We start from the raw sequence: 24851 nt of genomic DNA, 5'->3' as shown, positions 1-24851 counted from the left end.
GAAGTATTTAGAAGATTATCTAATTAAAAACTCAGTAAGGATCACTTCGATTATCATTGAATTTATTGTGTTATCCCAACACTTTTGCCATCGTATTCGTCACTTTACTGAGTTGCTCGGGAGTGATGATATACGGTGGCATCACATAAATCAGTTTGCCGAACGGGCGAACCCAAACGCCATTTTCAACAAATACCTTTTGTAATGCCGCTGTATCCACTGGCTGCTTCATTTCAATAACGCCGATGGCACCGAGGACGCGTATATCCGCGACGCTAGGGTGAGAGCGTAAAGGCATTAATTCAGCTTTGAGTTGTAGCTCAATATTGGCGATGGTTTGTTGCCACGGGCTATTGAGCAATAGTGATAGGCTTGCATCTGCAACCGCACAGGCAAGGGGGTTGCCCATAAATGTTGGTCCATGCATAAAACAACCAGCCTCGCCATTGCTTATGGTTTCGGCGACATGGCGAGTTGTCAGGGTTGCTGATAGCGTCATATAACCCCCAGTTAATGCTTTGCCGATACACATAATATCAGGTGAGATATTTGCGTGTTGACAGGCAAATAGTTTACCGGTGCGGCCAAATCCTGTCGCAATTTCATCTGCTATTAGTAAGAGGCCATAATGGTCGCATAAATCACGTACGCCTTTTAAATAGGCAGGGTGATAGATGCGCATTCCCCCAGCACCTTGAACAATGGGTTCTAGGATGATCGCAGCAATTTCATGGCTATTTTCTGCTAATTGTGCTTCGAGTGGATGTAAATCTGCGGGGTTCCATTCATCATTAAAACCACATTGTGGAGCTTCCACAAACACGTGGGGGGGCAAATACCCCTTGTACAGTCCATGCATGGAATTATCTGGGTCACAAACGGCCATAGCACCAAAGGTATCACCATGATATCCGTGGCGTAATGTCAAAATTCGCTGGCGTTTTTCGCCTTTGGCTTGCCAATATTGCAGTGCCATTTTTAGTGCCACTTCAACTGCGACAGAGCCTGAATCAGCGAGAAATATGCATTCCAGTGGTTCAGGAGTGATAGCCACTAATTGTTTGCATAGATTTACTGCTGGTGGGTGAGTGATCCCCCCAAACATGACATGAGACATTTTGCTCAACTGAGTGGTAACAGCTTGGTTGAGTTCAGGGTGATTATAGCCATGGATTGCAGCCCACCATGAAGACATGCCGTCAATCAATCTTTTTCCATCAGGCATCACGAGTTCGACTCCTTGCGCTTCCACAATGGGATAGGCTGGAATGGGTTGGCTCATTGATGTGTAAGGATGCCAAATATGTTTGGCATCAAAAGTAATATCAGCATTGTTCATTTTTATCTTCGTCAACTTTTTATGATCATTTTAGTTGACATGATAATCGCAATATTTAAACTGGCAACAACTTTTTCAACTGGAGAGTTCCCGTGAGCCAATTAAAACAGTGGACAATAAAACAAGCTAATGAACTGTTTTCAATGCCTTTTTTTGACTTGTTATTTCAAGCGCAGCAAATTCATCGGCAAAATTTTGATCCCCAACAAGTGCAAGTGAGTACGCTTCTATCAATTAAAACAGGGGCTTGTCCTGAAGATTGTAAATATTGTGCTCAAAGTGCTCGTTATAAAACGGGGCTAGAAACTGAGCGTTTAATGGAAGTACAACAAGTTTTAGAATCAGCTAAGAAAGCGAAGCAAGCAGGTTCAACGCGTTTTTGTATGGGGGCTGCATGGCGTAACCCTAAAGAAAGGGATATGCCTTATCTTGAAATGATGGTTAAAGAGGTTAAATCGTTAGGGATGGAAACCTGTATGACACTTGGAATGATTGATAATACCCAAGCCCAGCGTTTAGCAGAAGCAGGCTTGGATTATTACAATCATAACCTTGATACTTCTCCTGAATATTACGGCAATATTATTACAACACGTACATACCAAGACCGTTTAGATACTTTAGAAAATGTGCGTGATGCGGGTATCAAGGTGTGTTCAGGCGGGATTTTAGGGTTAGGGGAAAAAGTGAGTGATCGTGCTGCACTCTTAGTGCAACTTGCCAATTTACCAAAGCCCCCAGAAAGTGTTCCCATCAATATGCTGATGAAAGTCGAAGGGACGCCGATGGCGGATAATGAAGATGTTGATGCCTTTGATTTTATACGCACGATCGCAGTGGCTCGGATCATGATGCCAACCTCCTATGTGAGGCTTTCTGCTGGTCGAGAATATATGAATGAGCAGACTCAAGCGCTGTGTTTTATGGCTGGAGCGAACTCAGTATTTTACGGCTGTAAATTACTGACAACGCCTAACCCAGACGAGAACAAAGACCTCGCATTGTTTAACAAACTAAACATTAACCCAGAGCGAATTGAAACGGATGAGGGAGATAACCAGCAAGCGGCTAAACTAGCCGAAACGTTGCTAACCGCAGATAACCCACAATTTTATAACGCTGTTGTATAATGTCTTGGCAATCATTCATCGAAGAACAGATTGAACAGCGTAAACAAGCGTCGATCTGGCGGCAACGTCAATGTATTGACCGGGCTGATGGCCGGTCACTTTATCTGGCAGACAAAGAATATCTTAACTTCTCATCCAATGACTATTTAGGGTTAACTCACCATCCTAAGGTTGTTGCAGCTTGGCAAAGAGGAGCAAATCAATATGGGGTCGGTAGCGGTGGCTCAGGTCATATTACTGGTTACACCAAAGCACATGATGAGCTCGAAACGGCACTTGCTGAGTGGTTGGGGTATTCAAAGGCATTGTTGTTTATTTCGGGTTTTGCTGCCAACCATGCTGTGATCACGGCGTTGATGACACAAAACGACCGTATTTTAGCAGATAAATTAAGTCATGCTTCAATCATCGAAGCTTCGATGCATTCAGGGGCTAAATTACGTCGCTTTCATCATAATAATACATCATCTCTAGAACATCTAATCACTAAGCCTATTACAGGGAAAACTCTTGCTGTCACTGAAGGGGTATTCAGCATGGATGGCGATAGTGCGCCTTTGCGACAATTACAACAAATCGCCACAAAACACAAAGCTTGGCTGATGGTTGATGATGCTCATGGGATTGGAGTTAAAGGTGAGCAAGGACGTGGAAGCTGCTTTGAGCAGGGAGTTAAGCCTGAAATTTTAGTGGTGACGTTTGGTAAAGCATTCGGTTTAAGTGGGGCAGCAATACTTTGTGACCAGCAAACCGCTGACTTTTTGGTGCAATCTGCACGCCACTTAATTTATAGCACGTCAATGCCGCCTGCACAGGCCGTTGCCATTTTATCGGCGATGCAACAAATCAAGCAAGCAGATGAAGCACGTTTTAATCTTAACCAACATATCGAATACTTTAGAAATAATGCGAATTTCAATGGGATGAAACTAGCCGACTCAAAGACGGCTATCCAACCATTAATTGTTGGTGATAACCAAGCTAGCCAACAACTCGCAAATTTTTTGCGTAATAGAAATATTTGGGTTCACGGGGTCCGCCCACCTACAGTGCCAGTGGGAAGTGCTAGGCTACGGATCACATTAAGTGCCGCCCATAGACGTCAAGATATTGATCAATTATTGGAGACTTTAGATGATTTCGTCTCTATGTCGTGAAAAGCATAAAATAGCGGCTGCTTTTGGCCGCGCTGCGAAAAATTACGATTCTGTTGCTAGCTACCAGCAAGCAACAGGAGAACAACTGTTGAAGCAACTGACATCCGAATTAGCATTAATGCCACATTCAGCGCCATTACGGGTGTTGGATGCGGGGTGTGGCACGGGGTATTTCAGTCAAAAACTTACAGCTCAAGGTTACCAAGTCATAGCGTTAGATATTTCTGTAGGGATGTTAGATGTTGCAGAAGGGAAGTGTGCTGCGGATCATTATATCTGTGCAGATATAGAAACGATCCCATTAGCGGATCAAAGTGTTGATGTCGTGTTTTCCAATTTAGCACTCCAATGGTGCCAAGATATCACTCAAGCATTAAGCGAATTATACCGTGTGACTAAACGTGGGGGAATAGTGGTATTTACCACACTGGGAGAACATTCATTAAGTGAATTATCGAGCGCTTGGAAAGCATTAGATGATGCTCCTCATGTTAATGTGTTTTTGGGAGTTCAGCAAATGCGCAATAGCTGCCAAAGATGGAGAAATCAGCTAACTATTCAAAAAGATACATTGTATTTTTCTGGAATTACAGAGTTACTTCATTCATTAAAAGGGATAGGGGCAACTCATTTAACCGCTGGGCGCAAAACGGGGTTAATGACACGCCAGCGCCTAAAACAGCTTGCGGCTGTATATCCGATAACAGAACAAGGGTTACCTTTAACTTATTATACGGTATTTGGGGTACTTTATCGTGACTAAAACGTATTTTGTAACAGGAACGGATACCGAAGTTGGTAAAACGGTCGTAAGCTGTGCTTTATTGCAGTCTGCAAATTGCCAAGGTGTTAAAACAGCAGGTTACAAGCCAGTTGCATCAGGCAGTGAAATTACACCACATGGTTTACGAAATAGTGATGCATTACTATTGCAAGCAAATAGCGGGTTAACATTACCTTATAGCGCAGTTAATCCGATTGTATTTGAAGCACCAACATCCCCGCATATAATTAGTGATAAATTGCAGCAACCGATCGAATTTTCAGTGATCAATAAAGGCTTACAGCATCTACAATCGCAAGCGGATTGGGTATTAGTTGAAGGTGCTGGTGGTTGGTATACACCGTTATCCCATGAACAGACTTACGCTGATTGGGTTATCGAACAGCAATTACCAGTGATTCTAGTGGTGGGCGTTAAGTTAGGTTGTATTAACCATGCATTATTAACGATGAAAGCGATTATCGCTTCAGGCTTATCAGTGGTTGGTTGGGTTGCTAATGAGGTAGAAACCCCTGGGGATTACCAAAAACAGTATTTAGAGACACTTAAACATATGATTAAAGCACCTTGCTTAGGTGTGATCCCGCATCGCAAAGATATAATGGGCTGCTCATTAGGGCAATTTTTAGATCTTTCTTTACTAACATCTTGATCAAACATTTTAAAATGATGAATCAGCCCCTATATAGAAAGCGATAGTGGGCTGTAATAATTGTTAATTATATTGGCGATCTTTTTAACGTGATCAACCTAAATTTTGTCAAGTTTTTCACCTGAGATACCTGCTGGATCTTCGTAAAAAAGATAAAATCCCTTTTTCGTAGCGGATACTACGTAAAAATTTTTTCATCGAACTGCCATCTTATTGTCATTTAGCTATCATTTAACAAATTTTAGATATTGCGTGAAAGCATGAGCCCTAAGGGCTTCAAGAGTTATCCACTATTTCTGTGGATAACCTTGTGTATTAACGTTATAAAACAAGTTCTATGCTAGGTGACAAGCGGCTTTGCCTTTATTTGATGTGAATCTGGACTCGAAATTAATTTATTTTAAATTCAATTGGTTAAATAAAATCAAGCCTTCAATTTGTATTTAACATAGGGCGCAAAAAGGCAATAGCATAAAATATAAAGTTTAGAAAAGGTCAAGTACTTTTTTGGGGATAACATTTTTATAAACTTATTGGAATGGTTAATTACAGAAAATTTCATCTCAGGGCTTGAAGCTGGTTTTTTATCCAGTATTATAACGCAAGAGATAAGCTAAGGGGCGTTAATATGAGTAAGGATTTTAAACTGCATTCTGATTTCCAACCGGGGGGGGACCAGCCTGAAGCTATTCGAAAATTAAGGGAAGGGCTACAAGATGGTCTCGCTCATCAAACCCTATTAGGGGTAACAGGTTCGGGGAAAACCTTTACGATAGCTAACGTCATCGCAAAAGAAAATCGACCAACCATGTTGATGGCGCATAATAAAACCTTAGCGGCTCAGCTTTACAGTGAAATGAAAGCGTTTTTTCCTGAAAATGCGGTTGAGTACTTCGTTTCTTACTATGATTATTATCAGCCAGAAGCTTATGTACCAAGCTCGGATACCTTTATTGAGAAAGATGCCTCTGTTAACGAACATATTGAGCAAATGCGTTTGTCTGCGACTAAGGCTTTACTTGAACGTCGAGACGTCATTGTTGTCGCTTCGGTATCTGCTATTTATGGGTTAGGTGACCCCGATAGCTATTTAAAAATGATGTTGCATTTGACGGACGGTATGATTATTGATCAACGGTCGATTCTCCGTCGCTTGGCAGATCTACAATATACACGTAATGACCAAGCCTTTACCCGTGGTACGTTCCGTGTACGCGGTGAAGTTATTGATATATTCCCAGCTGAATCAGATGAATATGCTTTACGTGTTGAATTATTTGATGACGAAGTCGAAAGGTTATCCTTGTTTGACCCACTTACCGGTCAAATCCAACATCGTGTTCCTCGTTTCACCGTCTATCCTAAAACGCACTATGTTACGCCGAGAGAACGTATTCTTGAAGCGATGGAACAGATAAAAGTTGAGTTAGTTGATAGACGTAAAGTTCTATTGGAAAACCACAAATTAGTAGAGGAGCAGCGGTTAACTCAACGCACTCAGTATGATTTAGAAATGATGAATGAGCTCGGTTATTGCTCAGGGATTGAAAACTATTCACGTTATTTGTCAGGGCGAGCACCGGGTGAAGCCCCTCCAACCTTATTTGATTACCTCCCTGCTGACGGTTTATTAGTGGTTGATGAGTCTCACGTTACTATCCCGCAAATTGGGGCGATGTATAAAGGTGACCGTTCGAGAAAAGAAACTCTGGTTGAATATGGTTTTCGTCTACCTTCCGCATTGGATAACCGGCCAATGCGCTTTGAAGAGTTTGAAGCACTGGCACCTCAAACAATCTATGTCTCTGCAACACCAGGTAACTATGAGCTTGATAAATCTGGTCATGAGGTTATCGAACAGGTTGTTCGCCCAACTGGGTTACTTGACCCAATAATTGAAGTTCGTCCTGTTGCAACTCAAGTTGATGATTTAATTTCTGAAATTCGTATTCGTGTACAGAAAAATGAGCGGGTGTTAGTCACTACGCTAACAAAACGGATGGCAGAGGATTTAACCGAATATCTTGAGGAACATGGCGAGCGAGTACGTTATCTCCATTCTGATATCGATACAGTTGAGCGTGTTGAAATTATTCGCGACTTGCGTCTTGGTGAGTTTGATGTGTTGGTTGGTATTAACTTATTAAGAGAAGGCCTCGATATGCCTGAGGTGTCTCTTGTCGCTATTCTGGATGCAGATAAAGAAGGGTTCTTGCGGTCAGAGCGTTCATTGATTCAGACTATTGGCCGTGCCGCCCGTAACTTGAATGGTAAAGCTATTCTGTATGGCGATAGGGTCACAAATTCAATGCAAAAAGCGATTGCCGAAACGGAACGCCGCCGTGCTAAACAAATGGCTTTCAATGAAGAGCATGGCATTACTCCACAGGGGCTTAATAAGAAAGTCGGCGATATCTTGCAAATTGGTCACAAAGTGGGGGGCAAGGGCAAGAATCGAGCCAAAGATAACATCAAAAATGATGTTATGGCTGATGTGCAATCTATGTCGACAAAACAGTTGGAACAACGCATTTCGCAACTCGAAGCCCAAATGTATAAACACGCGCAAGATTTGGAGTTTGAAGCTGCGGCAAGGGTGCGAGATGAACTGCAAGCGATACGCTCTCAGTTTATTGCTAACTCATAAATATTGATTAAAAACAATTTGTTAAGATTACCCCGCCGCTTATTGGCAGCGGGGCTGTTCAATCAAGGCGGGGTATTATAGGCTAACGGCATTTGTATAAATTATAGCCTAAACTTTTGGCGAGTTTTGCGACCATCTTTTGCCCTCTAACGCTGTTTCCTATTGGGTCTAAAGGTGGAGAAAATGCCGCAATTGCCATCACTCCAGGTATTATCGTTAATATACCGCCTCCGACTCCGCTTTTGCTAGGTAGCCCAACGTTATAGGCCCAATTGCCTGAACTGTCGTACATCCCTTCCATGGTCATTTCAGCGAGTATTTTCGGGCAGTTATCAGGGTTAAGGACTTGCTCTTTGGTTATTGGGTTTTTCCCACCGGTTGCAATAGTTGCACCCATAGTGGCTAATTCTACCGTGGTAATAAGTGTTGAGCACTGACGAGTATATACATCACAAGCTTCCATTGTATCGCAATAAAGGTAGCCAGCGGCATATAATAGCCAAGCAATTCCACGATTATGAAAATTAGTCGCTTGTTCGGACTGGTTTAATTCCTCAGAAATAGTAATCTCTTTAGAGCCTAATTTTCGTTGCATCTCTAAAATACGTTGCCAGCGCTCATCTATTGATTGCGCTTTAATAATACTTGCCGCTGAAATTGCACCTGCATTGACTAAGGGGGACAAAGGTTTATCTCCATGTAATTCTAATGCCATCACAGAATTAAAAGGCAACCCTGTCGCAGATGCCCCTAACTTTTCTTGAATTACATCAGGGCTAAAGTCTTCGAGTGCTAAGGCGAGCGTACACACCTTAGAAATCGATTCAATAGCAAAACGGTATTGGGTATCACCTGCTGAAATAATATCCCCTTGAGCCGTCACCACGGCTAATGCGCAAAGTTGACTATCAATTTTGGCTAAAAATGGAATATAGTCTGCATTTGCTCCTTCCGTATCATGGCGGAATTCTTGGTAAATATCTTCGACAGTAACGCGCATTTTTTTTAGATCTAGCATAAGTGTTATTCCTTAATAAATATAAGTTAATTATTAAGCTCAGTTATATTGTATGGATAAAATATAAAATAACAGGGATATATAATAAATAAATAAGAATAGAAAATGTTAAAGCTTGTGTTGCAAGTGTTATATCGGCTTTATATTTATTAGCTAAGATAACAGTCGTATTTGGAATAGGTAGTGAACAGACTAGTATTGTGACTTTTATCATCATTATTGGCATATTCAATAAATGGCCAAGTAATAAAACAACTAAAGGTGTAACAATAAACCTAAAAATAATAATCACTATAATAGGTATGGTTATTTTTAATGTTTTTAAGCCAGTAAGATAAATGATGACCCCAATAATCAGCATTGCGAGAGGTGAAGTCATGCCATTTAAATAGTCAAAAAAAGATGTTAATAAACTGGGTATCTTTATATGAGTTAATAATAGAAATACACCAATAATAAATGCGATTAGAGGCGGTGTGAAAATATTTTTTATTGTATCTATAACGTTAAATTTTTCGGTATTATTATCATTCTTAAGTAAATAGATGCCTAATGTCCAGTAGATAATGGTTTGTGCTATGTATGTCATTAATGCATAAGGTAATTGATGGGAACCATAAACGGCCATTGTGATTGGAATACCAAAAAAAACAGTGCTACTCATCGAGCAAAGGCCAATAAATAAGCCATGTTCTCCCCTTGGGATCTTCATTATAATAGCAACTATAAAGGAAATTAACATTAACAGTAAAATAGTGCTAAATGGGAGTATAATAGCTGGAATTAATGTTAAAAATTCTTTTTTTGAAAAGTCAGTAGTGATAGATAAAATGAGCGTTATAGGCAATGTGATATTAAGTAATAACTTTGTCATTGCACTATTACTATTTTCATTGAACCACTTTATTTTACCTAAAATAAATCCTATCCCAACAATCAGAAAAAGAATTAAAATATTTGAATAATCATTTAGCATTTACGTTCCTCAATGGCATTATATGGAACCACATTTTGCTAGTCATAAATATTAAAAGTTATCTTTATAAAATCATATATTAATAATATAGATGAAAACCTTGGAAAAGAGAAAAATAATTATGAAGTTTTTAGGAATAGAATTTAATTCCTCCTTAAAAAGAGGAACTAAATTCTTAAATGCTTAATTAAATTAATTGGATGGCAGCCTCAATGGCTTGTAATAGTAGCTTTCTATCGTGACGATAAGGGATGTCATCTGCCTCAAGAACACGTTGGATGATTTTACGCTCTCCACTAATATTATCTATTTGCGTGCGTGGCCCAAGGATCAATGCATCGATTTTTTTACAGCCAATATAATGCTCCATCATTTGTAACTTTTCAGGTAAAGAAAGGTTAGCGGCAGGGGAGCTTATTTCTTTTGCTAAGTTACCAATATAAATCATTGGTGCTTTACATTCATGCAATGCACTTGCAATTTCTTCTAACAATAAGAGTGGCATCAGGCTTGTAAAAAAACTACCGGGGCCGATGATGATCAAATCAGCTTGGTGAATAGCCTCTAAAGCTTCGCCTGTCGCTTTGACTGTTGGATATAAACGAAGTTCTTTCGGGACTTCACTCAGGGCATCGACATTCACTTCACCGTAAACCTCATTACCCATCTCATCAACAGCCATTAAGTCAACAGGCGATTCTGACATCGGGATTAACTGCGCATCGACTTTTAGCATATTACGGATGAGATTAATGGCTTCCAAAGGTCGCACGCTCAGATGATCTAATGACTTTAGCATCAAATTACCTAAGTTATGGCCAGATAGCTCACCATTACCACTAAAACGATATTCAAACATGGCAGAAGCAATTGAAGGCTCAGTGATCAATTGGTTCAAACAGTTACGCATATCTCCCCAAGCGATCCCACCTTCAGACCGACGAATTCGACCCGTAGAACCGCCATTATCAGTGGTGGTAACGATGCCGGTTAAACGAGAACCTAAAGAGGAAAGAGAAGACATCACGCGACCAAGCCCATGCCCGCCACCGAGAGCGACAACATGCCTGAGATCCGCCAGACTGCAATTCGGCATAGTGTTCCTATATCAATTAATTTTTAGCACCAAAAAATAACCAAATCGTTTACAACGGCAAAATTCATCCGATATGCCACTGCTATTTTTTATGCTGCACTTAAAAAGGGTTCTAAATAAATTGGGCATTAATCTATCATAAAACATCATTCTTAGCTTAAGTACTGTGATAAAAAACAATAAAAGAGAACATTCCGTATTGAAGTGTGCTTAATGCGGAAAAATACACCAGATAATCTTGCTATAAATCGTACTAAACTGGAAATGATAGGCTTCGGTATTGGGAGTCATAACATAATTGCAACTGCATTTGAGGTATTGAATTGCAATTAAATGGCCGTGTGAGTTTTGTTTACACTGGTTTAATGGCGAACTGGGCTCTTATTTTAGATCTACATCAATAAATGTTTAATTAAATAATAAGGTGTGTTAATCATTTTATGAGAAATTGTATTCATTGTTATAGCTCAAAACAAAAAATTATCAGTAATAATAATGGCTTCGAATCAATTACCTCATCTTATGTAAGTCGCTGTATAATATAATATATATCGAATTCTGATTCGCTTTTTCAATTTCTATCAGCTAGAATCCATACAGAAATTAAGTGAACAGAGTGGCTAATTTTATTTTTCAAAATCAGCGGCTAAGTTCCAAATAAAACTCCTAGCCTTTGCGTCTAAGTTTGCATAAACAAATATGATGCACTGGCCGTGGCATACAGCCACCAGGGTGTAAGATAGAAATGTCTGCATCTCCCGTATTTGGAAAGGTGTGATTATGCAACAACTCGTCGATCAATATGACCGGAAATTTTACTATCTTCGGCTTTCTATAACAGATGTTTGCAATTTTCGTTGCACATACTGCCTACCTGATGGCTATAAACCCAGTGGCCGCCATGAATTTCTAACACTAGATGAAATACGTCGCATCAGTACAGCATTTGCTGAACTGGGAACGGAAAAAGTGCGTATTACTGGTGGTGAGCCAACAATGCGTAAAGATTTCAGCGACATTATTGCCGCAATTAATGAAAATGACGCCATCAAAAAAATAGCGGTGACGACTAATGGTTACCGCATGGCGAGGGATGTACAAACATGGAGAGAGGCTGGTCTGAACGCGATTAATGTCAGCGTCGATAGTCTCGATCCTCGTCAATTTGCTGCAATTACAGGGCAAGATAAATTTTTCCAAGTGATGAAAGGCATTGATGCTGCTTTTGAAGCAGGCTTTGAGAAAGTCAAAGTGAATGCCGTACTGATGAAAAATATCAATGATATTGCGTTGAAATCATTTCTAAATTGGATTAAACATCGCCCAATTCAATTACGTTTTATTGAGTTAATGGAAACGGGGGATGGCAGCGATATCTTCCAACGTTACCATGTTTCCGGTGAAACGGTTCGTGCTCGCTTGATTGAAGAGGGCTGGTATATGTTGCCTCGCTCTCGTAGCGATGGCCCAGCTCAAGTCTTTAGTCACCCTGATTATCAAGGTGAAATTGGGCTTATCATGCCGTATGAAAAAGATTTTTGTCAAAGTTGTAACCGCCTACGTGTTTCCTCACTAGGAAATTTACATTTATGTTTATTCGGTGAAAATGGTGTTCCTCTACGGGATTTGTTGGCAGATGATAGCCAAAATGAAGACCTAAAAGCCCGCATACAGCGTGGGTTACACCATAAACGTGAAACTCATTTCCTACATATGGGTGATAGCGGCATTACACCAAATTTATCTGTTATTGGCGGTTAACCCTTTTAGATTTCAGGAGAAAATATGTCCCAACTGACTCACCTCAATGCGTCGGGCGAGGCGCATATGGTTGATGTTTCTGCAAAAACTGAAACTATCCGCGAAGCTCGTGCTGAAGCTTATGTCACGATGAACCCCGAAACGTTATCGATGATTGTTGATGGAAGCCATCACAAAGGGGATGTGTTTGCTACGGCACGTATCGCAGGTATTCAAGCTGCAAAAAATACTTGGCAGCTTATTCCTTTGTGTCACCCATTATTACTCACTAAAGTCGAAGTGACACTTACTGCAGAGCAGCAATATAACCGTGTTCGTATTGAGACATGCTGTCGTTTAACAGGTAAAACTGGTGTGGAAATGGAAGCGTTAACCGCCGCTTCGGTAGCGGCACTGACTATTTATGACATGTGTAAAGCTGTACAAAAAGACATGGTCATCGGCCCTGTTCGCTTATTAGAAAAAACAGGCGGGAAGTCTGGACATTTTAAGGTGGAATGATGATTAAAGTTTTATTTTTTGCGCAAGTACGTGAGTTAGTGGGGGTAGACTGTTTAGACATTACTGAACACTATCAGACAGTTGAAGATTTACGCTACGCGCTCTCTCAAAAAGGTGAACGCTGGGCATTGGCACTTGAGGATGGCAAGTTACTGGCGGCTGTTAATCAATCGTTTGTTCCGTTTACTCATCCGCTTACTGATAACGATGAAGTGGCATTTTTTCCTCCGGTCACAGGGGGATAAAATGGAAAATACCCATATCGCAGTACAGACAGATAACTTTAGTGTTGGCGAACAATATCAATGGCTTGCTGAATGTGATAGTGATGGCGCGGTGGTGACCTTTACAGGCAAGGTTCGTAACCATAATTTAGGGGACAGTGTAGCTGCCTTAACTTTAGAGCACTATCCTGGCATGACTGAAAAAGCCTTAACAAACATCGTCACTGAGGCGAGAGGCCGTTGGCCACTCCAAAGGGTCAGTGTTATCCACCGTATTGGTACACTGCAACCGGGAGACGAAATCGTGTTTGTTGGCGTCACCAGTGCTCATCGTAATGCTGCATTTCAAGCTGCTGAATTTATAATGGATTATTTAAAAACAAAAGCCCCATTTTGGAAAAAAGAAACCTTGCCAGAAAACGAGCGCTGGGTGGAAGCGAAAGAGAGCGATGAAACGTCTGCAAACCGTTGGTAATCGCATTTTTTCCCCTAAAAAATACGAATTTGCCGAATGGTATTGTCAAAATAATGTGTTAGACTTTGGTTAATTTTGTCCGATTGCAGTATTTTTACTGGGTCGATTTTTCTTTTAGCGAAAGGGTAACCATCATGGGTCAGTTTGATCAACGTAATGATTCTCTTGTCCAGAGGGCCAATACAGGCGTTCAGGCATTTATGTCGCAAGTATACGGATGGATGACAGTCGGTCTATTGCTGACAGCATTTGTTGCGTGGTATTCAGTAAGCAGTGGTTTGTATTACACCATTGCAACGAATAAAATATTGTTTTTTGGAATGATTATCGCTGAACTTGGTTTGGTCATGGGGATATCATTCTTACTGCAAAAAATTAGCGGAATGGCAGCGACGGGCATGTTTATGCTTTATTCACTGCTAACGGGCTTAACTATTTCAGTGATCCTCGCTGCTTATACGGGCGAATCCGTCGCGGGTACGTTTGTAATTACCGCAGTGATGTTCGGTGCATTAAGCTTCTACGGCTATACCACTAAACGTAGCTTAACTGGGATGGGTAACTTCCTGTTTATGGCTCTAATTGGTATCGTTGTTGCTTCTTTAGTTAACATCTGGCTGCAAAGCACAATGATGTATTGGGTGATCACTTATGGTGGTGTGCTACTGTTTGCTGCGTTAACCGCATATGACACTCAAAAACTGAAAGAAATGGGTTCACAAATTGATGAAGATGACAGGGAAACCATGCGTAAGTACTCTATTATGGGTGCATTATCTCTGTATTTAGACTTCATTAACCTGTTCTTAATGTTACTGCGTATCTTCGGTGACCGCCGATAATTCATGTTTCTATCCATTAGTTAACATGTGGTCGCTTTAGCCGTAAAAATTCAAAACCCTTGTTACTTTGAGTAGCAAGGGTTTTTTGATCTAAATACTATCGTAAAATATGATTTGAATATTATTAGTTTGTTTGTAATTCAAGGCGTTATTGGTGTCTCTAGCATGTTCAATTGTGCTTCTAAAACGTAATGTTATATCTTTATGATCACGCTATTTTTTTCCTAAATAAATAATAAGCCGCTGAACTGGTGATTATCGCAATGATAAATAATGGCCAAAGGCTATGAAAAACCACGGAGAAATCTGCATCTTTAAGGTAGATTTGCTTGGTTATTTCTGTGAAATGGCGAATAGGGTTAATCCACGTTATTTCTTGTAGCCAAATTGACATATTTTCAACTGGGGAAATATACCCTGACAACAAGACTGCTGGCATCATAAACACGAATACACCAATGAATGCTTGCTGTTGCGTTGAACATAATGCCGAAATTAATAGCCCAAACCCGACCAATGACAAGCCATAAAATAACATGGTGGCATAAAATAGCAGCAGGGAGCCAGCAAACGGAATTTGATAGCAAAAAATACCAATGACAAGTACTAGGGTTGCTTGCGCGGTAGCCACAATCAAAGCAGGGACCGCTTTACCGATAAATATTTGCCAAGTTGTTAGTGGGGAAACTAATAGTTGGTCGAGGGTTCCTTGTTCGCGTTCTCTTGCAATTGACAGCGATGTTACAATCAAAACGCCAATAGTGGTTATCAGAGCAACTAATGATGGAACGATAAACCATTTATAATCCAAATTAGGGTTATACCAATTACGGACAACTAATTCACTGTTATTGAGGGAGACCTGTGTTTGTGCCAATTCTTGTTGGTATTGCATCACAATTTGTTCAACATAGTTTGCAGCAATTTGCGCACTATTTGAATTACGTCCATCAAGCAGTAATAACATATTGGCATTTTGTTGTGTCGCAATATCAGCACTAAAGTTTTGGCTAAAACGAACGACGAGTAGTGCTTGGCGGTTATCAAGTACTTTGCGAACCTCTTTCTCATTTTTCACTAATAAAATATGAGAAAAAGCACTGGCTTTGGCGAGCCGTTGGGTTAGTTCTATAGAGTGTTTACCACTGTCTTGGTCAAAAATAGCAATCGTGGTATTAGTGACTTCTAATGTGGCAGCCAAGGGAAATAAAATCATCTGAAAAACCACAGGTAAAATCAAAATCATCCGCGTCTGTGGTTCTTGAAGTAATGATTGAAGTTCTTTCATAATTAAGGTGTATAAGCGATAAAACATAGTGACACCTCAATCAAGACGACGACGGGTTTTAAGCGCCGTTAAGCCAATAAATAAGATGGCTGATGCGATTAACAACAGAAAATCGGTCAGTAAAACGAGGTAGACATCCCCAGCAAGAAATAGTGTTTGTAAACTACTGACAAAATAGCGAGCAGGGATAAAATAAGTCACTACCTGAATGATTGCTGGCATGCTATCAATTTCAAAAATAAAACCAGATAACATTATTGCAGGTAAGAATGCGGCATTTAGAGCCACCATAGCAGCATTGAATTGATTACGAGTGATGGTAGAAATTAATAAGCCCATTCCAAGTGCGGTTGCAAGATAAAGACTGGTGATCACAAATAACACCAGTAATGAACCTCGATAAGGCACACCTAACACGAAAGTGGTGACAAACATGCATAAAACCATCACAAATGAGCCAAGCACTTGGTATGGCAGTAATTTTGAAAGTAATAATTCAGTTTTAGTAATTTGAGTAGAAAGTAACGCTTCCATTGTGCCACGTTCCCACTCCCTAGCAATGACCAGCGAGGTTAAAATAGCCCCGACAACAGTAATGATAATGCTGATTGCCCCTGGGATAATAAAATGCTGACTAATGGCCGCCTCATTAAACCAATAACGCATATCGACCTCAATCAAGGGGGAAATGGGTTTACCTTGATTTTCCCCTTGTTGCATCTGCCATGTATGCCAAATACCTTTGGTATATGCTTGCACAAAATTCGCGGTATTTGGCTCACTACCATCGGTAATAACTTGGATAGCCGCATGGCCTTGTGCTTGCAATAATTGTGCTGAAAAATTAACAGGGATCACGACAATGCCGCGGATCTCACCAGCTTGCATTTTGTCTATCAATAAGTTTCTATTATTACTAATAGTTGCATCAATAAATGGCGAGCCTGTAAAGGTATCGACTAATTCACGTGCTTGTGGGGTTTGCTGCTCAAGCAAAATACCAACGCGTAATTTACTTGAATCTAGATTGATACCATAACCGAAAATAAACAATAACATTAGTGGGATAACAACAGCGATTAATGCACTGCTTGGGTCACGGACAATTTGTTTAGTTTCTTTCCAACATAGCGCTTTGAGCCTACGCCATGAAAAATGGGAAGCTGATTGAGTCATTGAGCCTCCTGCTGTTTATCATAACGGTTGATCAAACCAATAAACGCATCTTCCATCGATGGGTCTGGGTTATCGTTAGTCACAACTTGCTGTTTTAGCTCGTCGGGGGTACCCGCAGCAATAATTTTGCCATGATAAACCAGCCCAATTCTATCGCAGTATTCTGCTTCATCCATAAAGTGTGTGGTGACCATGACTGTGACGCCTTTATCAACCATACCATTAATATGTAACCAAAATTCCCTACGGGTTAACGGGTCAACACCTGAAGTCGGTTCATCTAAAAATAAAATATCAGGTTCATGCATTAACGAGCAGGCCAGTGCTAAACGTTGCTTGTAACCCAAGGGAAGAGAGTCTGTGACCTGATTAATTATGGGAGTAAAATTGAAAGCATCGACCATTTCTTGAATTTTGCTTGATTGTTGTTTGTGATGTAAACCATAAACACCAGAGAAAAACTTTAGGTTTTGCCCAACTTTTAAATTGCCATATAGTGAAAATTTTTGAGCCATATAGCCAAGATGTTGCCTAACTTTATTTGAACTCGTTTTTAAGTCCATACCCAGTACCAATGCTTGGCCATCGGTTGGCTTCATTAAAGCACACATCATTTTAAATGTTGTCGATTTACCTGCACCATTAGGCCCTAGTAACCCAAAAATTTCCCCTCGTTTGACCTGAAAGTTGACCCTATCTGTTGCCGCAAATTGACCAAATTTTTTTGTTAAATTACGAGCTTCTATAACAGTTTCCTGCGGGTTAGCAGGTATTTGTGGCACGATAGCCGCTAATTCGGAACGATGGGATGGCCCTCCACCAAGCAAATCAATAAAAGCATCTTCAAAGCGGGGTTGTGCCTCAATCAGCTTTTTATCGCTCATATCTAAAGCTGCTAATAAATTTGCTTGGGATGCGTTAGGCTTTAAAATTAGGCGAATATAACGGCCTTGGATGACTCCATCGGTGGTTTCGGGTAATACGAGCGCATTTTGTAGCACTGTGCGTTTTTGGTTAGCTGGGGCATCAAGTAAATAGGAACGCCCAGCCATTTTTTGGGTTAATACTTCAGGTGCGCCAGAGTAAAGCTGCTTTCCTTTATTTAAAAGCAGTACATTTTTACATTGTTGGGCTTCATCTAAATATGATGTGCTCCAAAGGATTAACATACCGTCATCTGCAAGGGTATGCACCATTTGCCATAACTCGCGTCGTGCGATTGGGTCTACACCAACCCCCGGTTCGTCTAATAGCAGCACTTTAGGTTTACCTAATAATGTACAAGCTAAACCGAGCTTTTGTTTCATTCCGCCAGAAAGTTTACCCGCCAACCTTTTAGTAAAAGGGGCTAGGCTCGTAAAAGAAAGTAATTGCCGATAAGTAGATATGCGTTCTTCACCCACTATGCCTCTAAGGTCAGCATATAAGTCCAAATTTTCTTGGACTGTTAAGTCTTCATATAGCCCAAATTTTTGTGGCATATAACCAAGACTTGCACGCATCGCGATACTGTCTTCAATGGGGTCAAGCCCCATAACTCGAATTTTCCCCGAGTCTGGTTTTAATAAGCCGGCAAGCATTCGCATTAATGTGGTTTTACCTGCGCCATCAGGGCCAACAAGACCTGTCACAGAGCCACCATGAATATCGATTGTTAAGCTTTCAACCGCAGGGGCGCTAAGGCCAACAAACGTTTTTTCGACATTGACTAGGTGAATACTGTAATTATCACTCATTGCAAACTCTTATTGCTTATGATCAGTGAATTGAATGGTTACAGGCATTCCTTGACGTAATGCCTCATCTGCATCATTGACAACAATGCGTAGCCGATAGACTAAATCAGTTCTTAAATCAGGTGTCTGTACGCTTTTAGGGGTAAATTCGGCGGTCGGCGAGACAAAACCAATGGTACCGTGGTAAGGCTTATCTGGCCGGCTATCAGTACGTAAAAGTACTTCTTTGCCCGGTACTGCCTCACCAAGATGGGGTTCACTGACATAGGCTCTGACCCAAACAGGGTTTGTGAGTGTCACGCTAAATACGGTATTGCCTGAATTAATGATAGTGCCAGGCTCAATAGCCCTAGTTAATATTGTACCGGTGGAGGGGGCGGTTAAAAGAGTGTCTTGTAAGTCCAATTCAGCTTGTGCAACAGCAGCTTCAGCCTGCAACCATTCGCCCCTTGCGGCGGCTATTTCTTCTTGGCGAAAACCACTTTGATATTGATTGAGTTTATCTTGTGCGGCTTGGAGTGCGGCAAAAGCTTGATTGCGATTATTTTTTGCATTATCTAGCTCATTGGCTGAAATAACGCGTGAAGCTGCTAGCCCTTGCTGGCGCTTATAAAAATTATCCGCATATTGCCAAGCGGCTTGTTTCTGTGCGACTTCAGCTTCAACTTGAGCAATTTCTTGAGTACGGTAACCACTTTCTTTTAATGCTAACTGAGCCTTCGCGCTATCACGTACCCCTTTAGCTTTATTTAATGCATTGATATAAGGGGCATCATCAAGTTGACCTAGTTTATCCCCTGCAACAACGTGTGCACCCTCATCGACATTTAAAGACGCCAGTTTTCCAGGTACACGGAAACTAAGGTTAACGGTTCTAACATCAACATTACCATAGAGTGTCAATGTATTCTCTTGCTGAGATTGGTAATAGTAATAACCTCCAGCGGCAATACCGATTAATATGACAATAATTAGAACAACTGCGGAACGGTTTTTATTGTTCATAGCTAACCTTACTTAAGAGCCTGTGATATGAAAAACGGATATTGGTGTTAGAGGCTGTTGATTTTTGATGCTCGGTTTCTGTTTGAAAGACGGCGAAAATCATCAGCCTCTAGTGATAATCAACGTGAATATTTCACTTTAATTAATGATATCACTTTTCATGTTGTTTGCGATGACGTAAACCAGCTAAAAGTATATTAGTATGCTCAATAAGAACTTGATTAATAATTTCAAATTCATTTTCATTGATATGTTTCCAACCCGTTTGCCGTAACAATGTTTCCCGTGCAATACGAAATGACAGGGTTTCACCAAGAATAGCATGGGTGTGAATAAGCGTCGTTAAATGGTTGGGGTCTGCACCAATATAGAGGGCGATAAGCCGGTTTAATCGTGAGTGTATTGGGCCTAAAGCATGTTCATGAATGATGGTATATGCTTCAGTTGGATTGAGCTGTTCGCGCGCTAATATACGCGAAAAACTCAAATTTTTCTTTTCGAGTTGAAAATAGTTATACGCAATTACAGTCCGTTGCAGTAAATCTAAAGCATCCTCAGGTTTTTGAGTTGCTATCGGTTTTTCTAAAAATTGATCAATTGCCAAGAAAACATCACTGAAATCATCTTTGATATTTTTGGCTATAAGGTGGGCAACGGCTAAGTAAAGCCCTTCTTTTGAACCAAAATAGTAAGATATTGCGGCGATATTTTGCCCTGAAGCTTGTGCAATTTTCCGTGTTGTTGCGCCATCAAGGCCTTGCTCTCCATAGACATCAGCAGCTGTGTGCAGCAGTTGTGTTTTTGCGTTTTCTCCCCGCAAAGTTTGCGATGAACCTGTATTCATAAACATTCCTTTTAAAAATCAGAATTAAATAACACCCAATAAGCTCTTAATTGGCTTTTATGTTTATAAGGGACAAAAAACGACATCTCATAGTATTGTGTAAGTATATATACTATATAGGGGGGATTTTATATTAATTTATTAACCAAACTAAATTAATATATTTATCATCTGCAAATAATGTTAGAATTTGGTGATGTCGCACGGCAGTTTGCGCTTTTTCCTCTGACTCACTTCCCCCATAACTGCCAAAATCTATTGAAAGCGGTGAAGCCCGGAGTAATTTAATTTGACTACTTTTTCAGACCTCGCATTAAACGAGGAAATCTTGCTTGCCATTAATGAATTAGGCTATGAAAGTCCAACGCCAATTCAACAACAAGCGATCCCAGCAGTGCTTGCAGGAAGCGACCTTTTAGCCAGCGCACAAACAGGCACCGGTAAAACTGCGGGTTTTACGTTGCCAATTTTACAAAAACTGGTTACTACTCCTCGTGCTGGGAATAATCGTAAGCCAATTCGCGCATTAATTTTGACGCCAACAAGGGAGCTTGCGGCACAAGTTGCTGAAAATGTAAAAGAGTATAGTCGTCATCTACGTATTCGTTCGTTTGTGGTTTTTGGCGGTGTAAGTATTAATCCTCAGATGATGAAGTTACGCGGAGGCGTGGATATTTTAATCGCGACCCCAGGGCGCTTGTTAGATTTAGCTCATCAAAATGCGGTTGATCTTTCTCAAGTAGAAGTATTTGTGTTAGATGAAGCTGACCGCATGTTAGATATGGGGTTTATTCATGATATCCGCCGAGTTATAAATAAATTACCTAAAAAACGTCAAAATTTATTATTTTCTGCTACTTTTTCAGATGAAATTAAGCAGTTAGCAAATAAGTTACTGAATAACCCAGTGACCATTGAAGTGGCTCCTCGTAATTCAGCTTCTGAACAAATTACTCAGTATGTTCATTTAGTTGATAAAAAACGTAAATCGGAATTACTTTCTTTTATGATTGGTCGTGAGAATTGGCAACAAGTTTTAGTCTTTACTCGGACAAAACATGGGGCTAATCGTCTAGCTGAGCATTTGAATAAAGACGGTATTAAGGCTGCGGCTATTCATGGTAATAAAAGCCAAGGTGCTCGTACACGTGCTTTAGCCGATTTTAAATCGGGGGATATTCGAGTCCTAGTTGCAACCGATATTGCAGCACGGGGCTTAGATATTGAACAACTGCCTTATGTTGTAAATTTTGAGCTGCCTAATGTAGCTGAAGATTATGTACATCGTATTGGTCGTACTGGCCGTGCTGAAGCGACAGGTATGGCGGTTTCATTAGTGTGTATTGATGAAGCTAAATTGCTTAAAGATATTGAAAAATTACTTAAAAAGCCGATTCCAAGAATGTCTGTAGAGGGCTACGAGCCGGACCCTTCTATTAAAGCGGAACCTATTCAAAAAACACCACAACGTGGTGAGCGCCGTTCGAGTGGGGCTTCTAGCAATAAACCTCGTCGTACCAATGTATCCACGGCTAAGCCTAGTACGGGGAAAACGTTGAGTTCGCCATGGAAAAATGCACAGAAAAAAGCTAAACAAGGTCGTCACGAAGGTTAACTGATTTAACTAGTCGTATTAAAAAAGTGGCTCAGCACGATGTTTATTACATCGGTTGAGCTACTTATTTTGATATAGCTTTCCCCTCGCTAAAACTCTTCGTTGCCATTTCCCCATTAAGACGCTCATTCTTATGATAATTCTTCTGCTTATTTACCAACGAAAATGTATTATAGGCGGCAATTGATTAGGTTAAGTTTTATGTCACACGTTAATATTAATATTCTAAAGGTGCTTTATTTAAGGCAATTAAATGTATGAAATTTCTTTTTACCTTATGGCGTTTTTGGGTGAGTAATTTATGCGTGTTTTATTAGCTCCGATGGAAGGGGTTTTAGATCCTCTAGTTCGCACTTTACTTAGTGAAGTTAATGATTATGACCTTTGTATTACCGAATTTATTCGAATAGTTGATACTTTATTGCCGGCAAAAACCTTTTATCGCCTATGCCCTGAACTAAAGTATAAAAGCCGAACTCCTTCTGGGACTTTAGTACGGGTGCAATTATTAGGGCAACACCCACAATGGTTAGCTGAAAATGCGGCTAGAGCTATAGAACTAGGTTCATATGGTGTCGATTTAAATTGTGGTTGCCCCTCTAAAACAGTGAATGGCCATGGCGGTGGAGCAACATTATTAAAACAGCCTGATTTAATCTATAACGCAGTCAAAGCGATGAGAACAGCAGTACCTAAACCGTTACCGGTTTCGGCTAAAGTTCGTCTTGGCTGGGATAATAGTGACCTTGCTTATGAAATTGCAGATGCGGTTCAACAAGCAGGTGCAACAGAATTAACTGTTCATGGGCGAACGAAAGAAGATGGTTACAAAGCAGAGCGAATTAATTGGCATGCAATAGCTGAAATTCGTCAGAAACTTACGATCCCTGTTATCGCTAATGGGGAAATTTGGGATTATACCAGTGCTCAGAGTTGCCTTAATATTACAGGTTGTGATGCAGTAATGATTGGGCGTGGAGCGTTGATCACCCCGAACCTGAGTCGTGTGATTAAGCATAACCATAAAAAAATGCCGTGGGAGCAGGTTGGGTTATTACTATTAAAATATACGGAGTTAGAAAAACAAGGGGATACAGGTAATTACCATGCAGCTCGTATCAAGCAATGGCTTGGTTATTTACGTAAAGAGTACCGGCAAGCAGACGAATTATTTTCCCAAGTAAGGTCTTTAAAAAATGCTCAACAGATAGCACAGGTCATAACGGAAATAGTTAGCCATTGATGATGAACACGAATAATTATCAGGAGTTAATAGTTGCTAAATTGGCTTATAGGGTCTTTACTTATTTGATATGGTAGTGGTTTAGTTAACTTATTTACTACTATTATATAAGATTTTTAGAATATTACTGTGCAACAACCTAGTCTAGGAGGAGTAAGATGGGAGTTATTGCTTGGATTATTTTTGGTTTAATTGCAGGTATCTTAGCTAAGTGGCTAATGCCAGGTACTTACCATATGGGGTTTATTATGACCACTGTGCTAGGGATCGTTGGTGCGGTTGTTGGTGGGTACATTAGCACCTTCTTTGGCAAAGGGAAGGTTGACGGCTTCAACTTTGGTAGTTTTGTTGTCGCTGTTATCGGGGCAATTGTGGTGCTGTTCTTAGCGGGTATATTTGTAAAATAACGCTTTCTTAGTTAGTAAAATCTATTATATAAGCCACTCAGACAAGTTAGTGGCTTATATCTTTTATGGGGTATCGAAAAAGGTTGATTAGTTATGGCTCTATAAGAAGGCCATTATCCTGCCCCCATTGTGCCCATGAACCATCATACAACCGTACATTATGGTTACCCAAAAGTGTAAGGGCCATCAACACTACAGCTGCGGTCATCCCAGAGCCACATGTTGTCATTGATGGTGCATTAATATCAACACCTTGCTCATTAAAAATGGCTTTCAGTTGTTCTGGGGATTTAAACATACCATTTTCAACCAGTAGGTCCCACGGGACATTTTTGCTGCCGGGAATATGCCCCATACGTAACCCTGGGCGAGGTTCTGGTGCTTGAGCTAGAAAGCGAGCAGTGGCACGGGCATCAATAATTTGAATTTTACCATCATGAACAATATCAAGTACTTGTTGCTGGTTCAGTGCATTACTGTCTTTACGTGAGGCCGTGAATTTTTTAGTTTCAGGAGGGGGAACCTCACCAGATTGAACAGTAAATCCTGCAGCTTTCCATGCATCGATACCGCCCGCTAAAATTTTAACGTTATTGCAGCCCATAGTGGTGAAAGTCCACCATGCTCTAGGCGATGAAAATAAATTATTTTGTGAGTAAATAATAACTTGCGTCTCATTGCCTATACCCATCATTCCAACGGCGTGGCTGAATACTTCAGCGCTTGGTAGCATATGAGGTAAGTCACAGGATTTATCGGCGATTTCATCTTGATGAAAAAACTGAGCGTTAGGAATGTGTTCTTCTAGATAACGTTGACGGCAGTCATAAGGAGCGGTTGGTGGGGGAGATGAGGCATCAAGTACAATGATATTGCCATCAAACAGATGTGCGTTTAACCATTGAGGGGTTACAAAATAGTCGTTGTACATAAGC

23 protein-coding genes and 1 riboswitch are annotated in these 24851 nt (G+C 40.5%); of the genes, 13 read left to right on the top strand and 10 right to left on the bottom strand.

What is annotated here, in order from left to right:
- Positions 1-70: 70 nt before the first annotated feature.
- Positions 71-1339, bottom strand: coding sequence for an adenosylmethionine--8-amino-7-oxononanoate transaminase (gene bioA / locus ACIPUA_RS20815; protein ID WP_042846612.1), 1269 nt, complete (start codon positions 1337-1339; stop codon positions 71-73).
- A 92-nt stretch (positions 1340-1431) separates the two neighbouring features.
- On the opposite strand from bioA, the gene bioB reads away from it, so the two are divergent.
- The 5 genes from bioB to uvrB all read left to right on the top strand — a co-directional run bounded on the left by bioB (position 1432) and on the right by uvrB (position 7709).
- Positions 1432-2469, top strand: a complete 1038-nt coding sequence (gene bioB / locus ACIPUA_RS20810; protein WP_042846611.1) for a biotin synthase BioB — start codon at positions 1432-1434, stop codon at positions 2467-2469.
- Complete coding sequence (bioF, locus tag ACIPUA_RS20805) at positions 2469-3626, top strand: 8-amino-7-oxononanoate synthase (RefSeq protein WP_042846610.1); 1158 nt, start codon at positions 2469-2471, stop codon at positions 3624-3626. Before bioB ends, bioF begins: the two co-directional genes overlap by 1 nt.
- A complete protein-coding gene (gene bioC, locus ACIPUA_RS20800) occupies positions 3604-4389 on the top strand; it encodes a malonyl-ACP O-methyltransferase BioC (RefSeq protein ID WP_042846609.1) in 786 nt (261 codons plus the stop codon). Before bioF ends, bioC begins: the two co-directional genes overlap by 23 nt.
- A complete protein-coding gene (gene bioD, locus ACIPUA_RS20795; RefSeq protein ID WP_071547846.1) occupies positions 4382-5062 on the top strand; it encodes a dethiobiotin synthase in 681 nt (226 codons plus the stop codon). Before bioC ends, bioD begins: the two co-directional genes overlap by 8 nt.
- Positions 5063-5690: 628 nt before the next feature.
- Positions 5691-7709, top strand: coding sequence for an excinuclease ABC subunit UvrB (gene uvrB, locus ACIPUA_RS20790; protein ID WP_048606492.1), 2019 nt, complete (start codon positions 5691-5693; stop codon positions 7707-7709).
- Between the two features lie 82 nt (positions 7710-7791).
- Here the strand turns inward: uvrB and glsA are convergent, their stop codons facing one another.
- From glsA to ACIPUA_RS20775, 3 genes are all read right to left on the bottom strand, one after another.
- On the bottom strand, positions 7792-8727 hold the full coding sequence (gene glsA / locus ACIPUA_RS20785) for a glutaminase A (protein ID WP_048606494.1): 936 nt from the start codon (positions 8725-8727) through the stop codon (positions 7792-7794).
- 43 nt (positions 8728-8770) lie between these two features.
- On the bottom strand, positions 8771-9703 hold the full coding sequence (locus ACIPUA_RS20780; RefSeq protein WP_048606496.1) for an AEC family transporter: 933 nt from the start codon (positions 9701-9703) through the stop codon (positions 8771-8773).
- A gap of 187 nt (positions 9704-9890) precedes the next feature.
- Positions 9891-10799 (bottom strand): gluconeogenesis factor YvcK family protein, encoded by a 909-nt coding sequence (locus ACIPUA_RS20775; protein ID WP_042846604.1) that lies wholly within the window; start codon positions 10797-10799, stop codon positions 9891-9893.
- A 651-nt stretch (positions 10800-11450) separates the two neighbouring features.
- Positions 11451-11590: riboswitch (molybdenum cofactor riboswitch) on the top strand.
- On the opposite strand from ACIPUA_RS20775, the gene moaA reads away from it, so the two are divergent.
- The 5 genes from moaA to ACIPUA_RS20750 all read left to right on the top strand — a co-directional run bounded on the left by moaA (position 11580) and on the right by ACIPUA_RS20750 (position 14602).
- The gene (moaA, locus tag ACIPUA_RS20770) at positions 11580-12560 is read left to right on the top strand and encodes a GTP 3',8-cyclase MoaA (protein WP_042846603.1); all 981 of its coding nucleotides are present in this window, start codon (positions 11580-11582) and stop codon (positions 12558-12560) included. (Overlaps the previous riboswitch by 11 nt.)
- A 24-nt stretch (positions 12561-12584) precedes the next feature.
- Positions 12585-13061 (top strand): cyclic pyranopterin monophosphate synthase MoaC, encoded by a 477-nt coding sequence (gene moaC, locus ACIPUA_RS20765; RefSeq protein WP_042846602.1) that lies wholly within the window; start codon positions 12585-12587, stop codon positions 13059-13061.
- Positions 13061-13306: a molybdopterin synthase sulfur carrier subunit gene (moaD, locus tag ACIPUA_RS20760; protein ID WP_042846601.1), complete on the top strand. Its 246-nt coding sequence runs from the start codon at positions 13061-13063 to the stop codon at positions 13304-13306. Before moaC ends, moaD begins: the two co-directional genes overlap by 1 nt.
- Before the next feature lies 1 nt (position 13307).
- The gene (moaE, locus tag ACIPUA_RS20755; protein WP_042846600.1) at positions 13308-13760 is read left to right on the top strand and encodes a molybdopterin synthase catalytic subunit MoaE; all 453 of its coding nucleotides are present in this window, start codon (positions 13308-13310) and stop codon (positions 13758-13760) included.
- A gap of 134 nt (positions 13761-13894) precedes the next feature.
- Positions 13895-14602, top strand: coding sequence for a Bax inhibitor-1/YccA family protein (locus tag ACIPUA_RS20750; protein WP_048606499.1), 708 nt, complete (start codon positions 13895-13897; stop codon positions 14600-14602).
- A gap of 208 nt (positions 14603-14810) precedes the next feature.
- On the opposite strand, the gene ACIPUA_RS20745 is transcribed toward ACIPUA_RS20750, so the two are convergent.
- From ACIPUA_RS20745 to cecR, 5 genes are all read right to left on the bottom strand, one after another.
- The gene (locus tag ACIPUA_RS20745) at positions 14811-15917 is read right to left on the bottom strand and encodes an ABC transporter permease (protein WP_449060097.1); all 1107 of its coding nucleotides are present in this window, start codon (positions 15915-15917) and stop codon (positions 14811-14813) included.
- Between the two features lie 9 nt (positions 15918-15926).
- On the bottom strand, positions 15927-17066 hold the full coding sequence (locus tag ACIPUA_RS20740) for an ABC transporter permease (protein ID WP_048606501.1): 1140 nt from the start codon (positions 17064-17066) through the stop codon (positions 15927-15929).
- Positions 17063-18802 (bottom strand): ATP-binding cassette domain-containing protein, encoded by a 1740-nt coding sequence (locus tag ACIPUA_RS20735; protein WP_048606502.1) that lies wholly within the window; start codon positions 18800-18802, stop codon positions 17063-17065. The genes ACIPUA_RS20740 and ACIPUA_RS20735 overlap by 4 nt, the downstream gene beginning before the upstream one ends.
- A gap of 9 nt (positions 18803-18811) precedes the next feature.
- Positions 18812-19807 (bottom strand): secretion protein HlyD, encoded by a 996-nt coding sequence (gene hlyD / locus ACIPUA_RS20730; RefSeq protein WP_042846595.1) that lies wholly within the window; start codon positions 19805-19807, stop codon positions 18812-18814.
- 151 nt (positions 19808-19958) lie between these two features.
- Entirely contained in the window at positions 19959-20657 is a 699-nt protein-coding gene (gene cecR / locus ACIPUA_RS20725; RefSeq protein ID WP_173424819.1) for a transcriptional regulator CecR, read from the bottom strand.
- Between the two features lie 283 nt (positions 20658-20940).
- Here cecR and rhlE point away from each other — a divergent pair, with 283 nt between their 5' ends.
- From rhlE to ACIPUA_RS20710, 3 genes are all read left to right on the top strand, one after another.
- Positions 20941-22266, top strand: coding sequence for an ATP-dependent RNA helicase RhlE (gene rhlE / locus ACIPUA_RS20720; RefSeq protein ID WP_042846593.1), 1326 nt, complete (start codon positions 20941-20943; stop codon positions 22264-22266).
- A gap of 301 nt (positions 22267-22567) precedes the next feature.
- Positions 22568-23509 carry a tRNA dihydrouridine(16) synthase DusC gene (dusC, locus tag ACIPUA_RS20715; protein WP_042846592.1) on the top strand — a complete coding sequence of 314 codons (942 nt, stop codon included), beginning with the start codon at positions 22568-22570 and terminating at the stop codon, positions 23507-23509.
- 158 nt (positions 23510-23667) lie between these two features.
- Positions 23668-23916, top strand: coding sequence for a GlsB/YeaQ/YmgE family stress response membrane protein (locus tag ACIPUA_RS20710; RefSeq protein WP_042846591.1), 249 nt, complete (start codon positions 23668-23670; stop codon positions 23914-23916).
- A gap of 91 nt (positions 23917-24007) precedes the next feature.
- Here ACIPUA_RS20710 and sseA read toward each other — a convergent pair whose 3' ends face one another.
- Positions 24008-24847, bottom strand: a complete 840-nt coding sequence (gene sseA / locus ACIPUA_RS20705; protein ID WP_449060096.1) for a 3-mercaptopyruvate sulfurtransferase — start codon at positions 24845-24847, stop codon at positions 24008-24010.
- Positions 24848-24851: the final 4 nt, after the last annotated feature.

It is taken from the genome of Providencia sp. AGC89 (genome assembly GCF_053543535.1).
The sequence above is the reverse complement of the archived record's forward strand: the minus strand, read 5'-3'. Positions and strand labels throughout refer to the sequence as shown.

What these genes read in the sequence shown, in the direction of transcription:
- bioA (WP_042846612.1), bottom strand. Translation starts at nt 1,339, where the DNA reads ATGAACAATGCTGATATTACTTTTGATGCCAAACATATTTGGCATCCT.
- bioF (WP_042846610.1), top strand. Translation starts at nt 2,469, where the DNA reads ATGTCTTGGCAATCATTCATCGAAGAACAGATTGAACAGCGTAAACAA.
- bioC (WP_042846609.1), top strand. Translation starts at nt 3,604, where the DNA reads ATGATTTCGTCTCTATGTCGTGAAAAGCATAAAATAGCGGCTGCTTTT.
- uvrB (WP_048606492.1), top strand. Translation starts at nt 5,691, where the DNA reads ATGAGTAAGGATTTTAAACTGCATTCTGATTTCCAACCGGGGGGGGAC.
- glsA (WP_048606494.1), bottom strand. Translation starts at nt 8,727, where the DNA reads ATGCTAGATCTAAAAAAAATGCGCGTTACTGTCGAAGATATTTACCAA.
- ACIPUA_RS20780 (WP_048606496.1), bottom strand. Translation starts at nt 9,703, where the DNA reads ATGCTAAATGATTATTCAAATATTTTAATTCTTTTTCTGATTGTTGGG.
- ACIPUA_RS20775 (WP_042846604.1), bottom strand. Translation starts at nt 10,799, where the DNA reads ATGCCGAATTGCAGTCTGGCGGATCTCAGGCATGTTGTCGCTCTCGGT.
- moaA (WP_042846603.1), top strand. Translation starts at nt 11,580, where the DNA reads ATGCAACAACTCGTCGATCAATATGACCGGAAATTTTACTATCTTCGG.
- moaC (WP_042846602.1), top strand. Translation starts at nt 12,585, where the DNA reads ATGTCCCAACTGACTCACCTCAATGCGTCGGGCGAGGCGCATATGGTT.
- moaD (WP_042846601.1), top strand. Translation starts at nt 13,061, where the DNA reads ATGATTAAAGTTTTATTTTTTGCGCAAGTACGTGAGTTAGTGGGGGTA.
- moaE (WP_042846600.1), top strand. Translation starts at nt 13,308, where the DNA reads ATGGAAAATACCCATATCGCAGTACAGACAGATAACTTTAGTGTTGGC.
- ACIPUA_RS20750 (WP_048606499.1), top strand. Translation starts at nt 13,895, where the DNA reads ATGGGTCAGTTTGATCAACGTAATGATTCTCTTGTCCAGAGGGCCAAT.
- ACIPUA_RS20745 (WP_449060097.1), bottom strand. Translation starts at nt 15,917, where the DNA reads ATGTTTTATCGCTTATACACCTTAATTATGAAAGAACTTCAATCATTA.
- ACIPUA_RS20740 (WP_048606501.1), bottom strand. Translation starts at nt 17,066, where the DNA reads ATGACTCAATCAGCTTCCCATTTTTCATGGCGTAGGCTCAAAGCGCTA.
- ACIPUA_RS20735 (WP_048606502.1), bottom strand. Translation starts at nt 18,802, where the DNA reads ATGAGTGATAATTACAGTATTCACCTAGTCAATGTCGAAAAAACGTTT.
- hlyD (WP_042846595.1), bottom strand. Translation starts at nt 19,807, where the DNA reads ATGAACAATAAAAACCGTTCCGCAGTTGTTCTAATTATTGTCATATTA.
- cecR (WP_173424819.1), bottom strand. Translation starts at nt 20,657, where the DNA reads ATGTTTATGAATACAGGTTCATCGCAAACTTTGCGGGGAGAAAACGCA.
- dusC (WP_042846592.1), top strand. Translation starts at nt 22,568, where the DNA reads ATGCGTGTTTTATTAGCTCCGATGGAAGGGGTTTTAGATCCTCTAGTT.
- ACIPUA_RS20710 (WP_042846591.1), top strand. Translation starts at nt 23,668, where the DNA reads ATGGGAGTTATTGCTTGGATTATTTTTGGTTTAATTGCAGGTATCTTA.
- sseA (WP_449060096.1), bottom strand. Translation starts at nt 24,847, where the DNA reads ATGTACAACGACTATTTTGTAACCCCTCAATGGTTAAACGCACATCTG.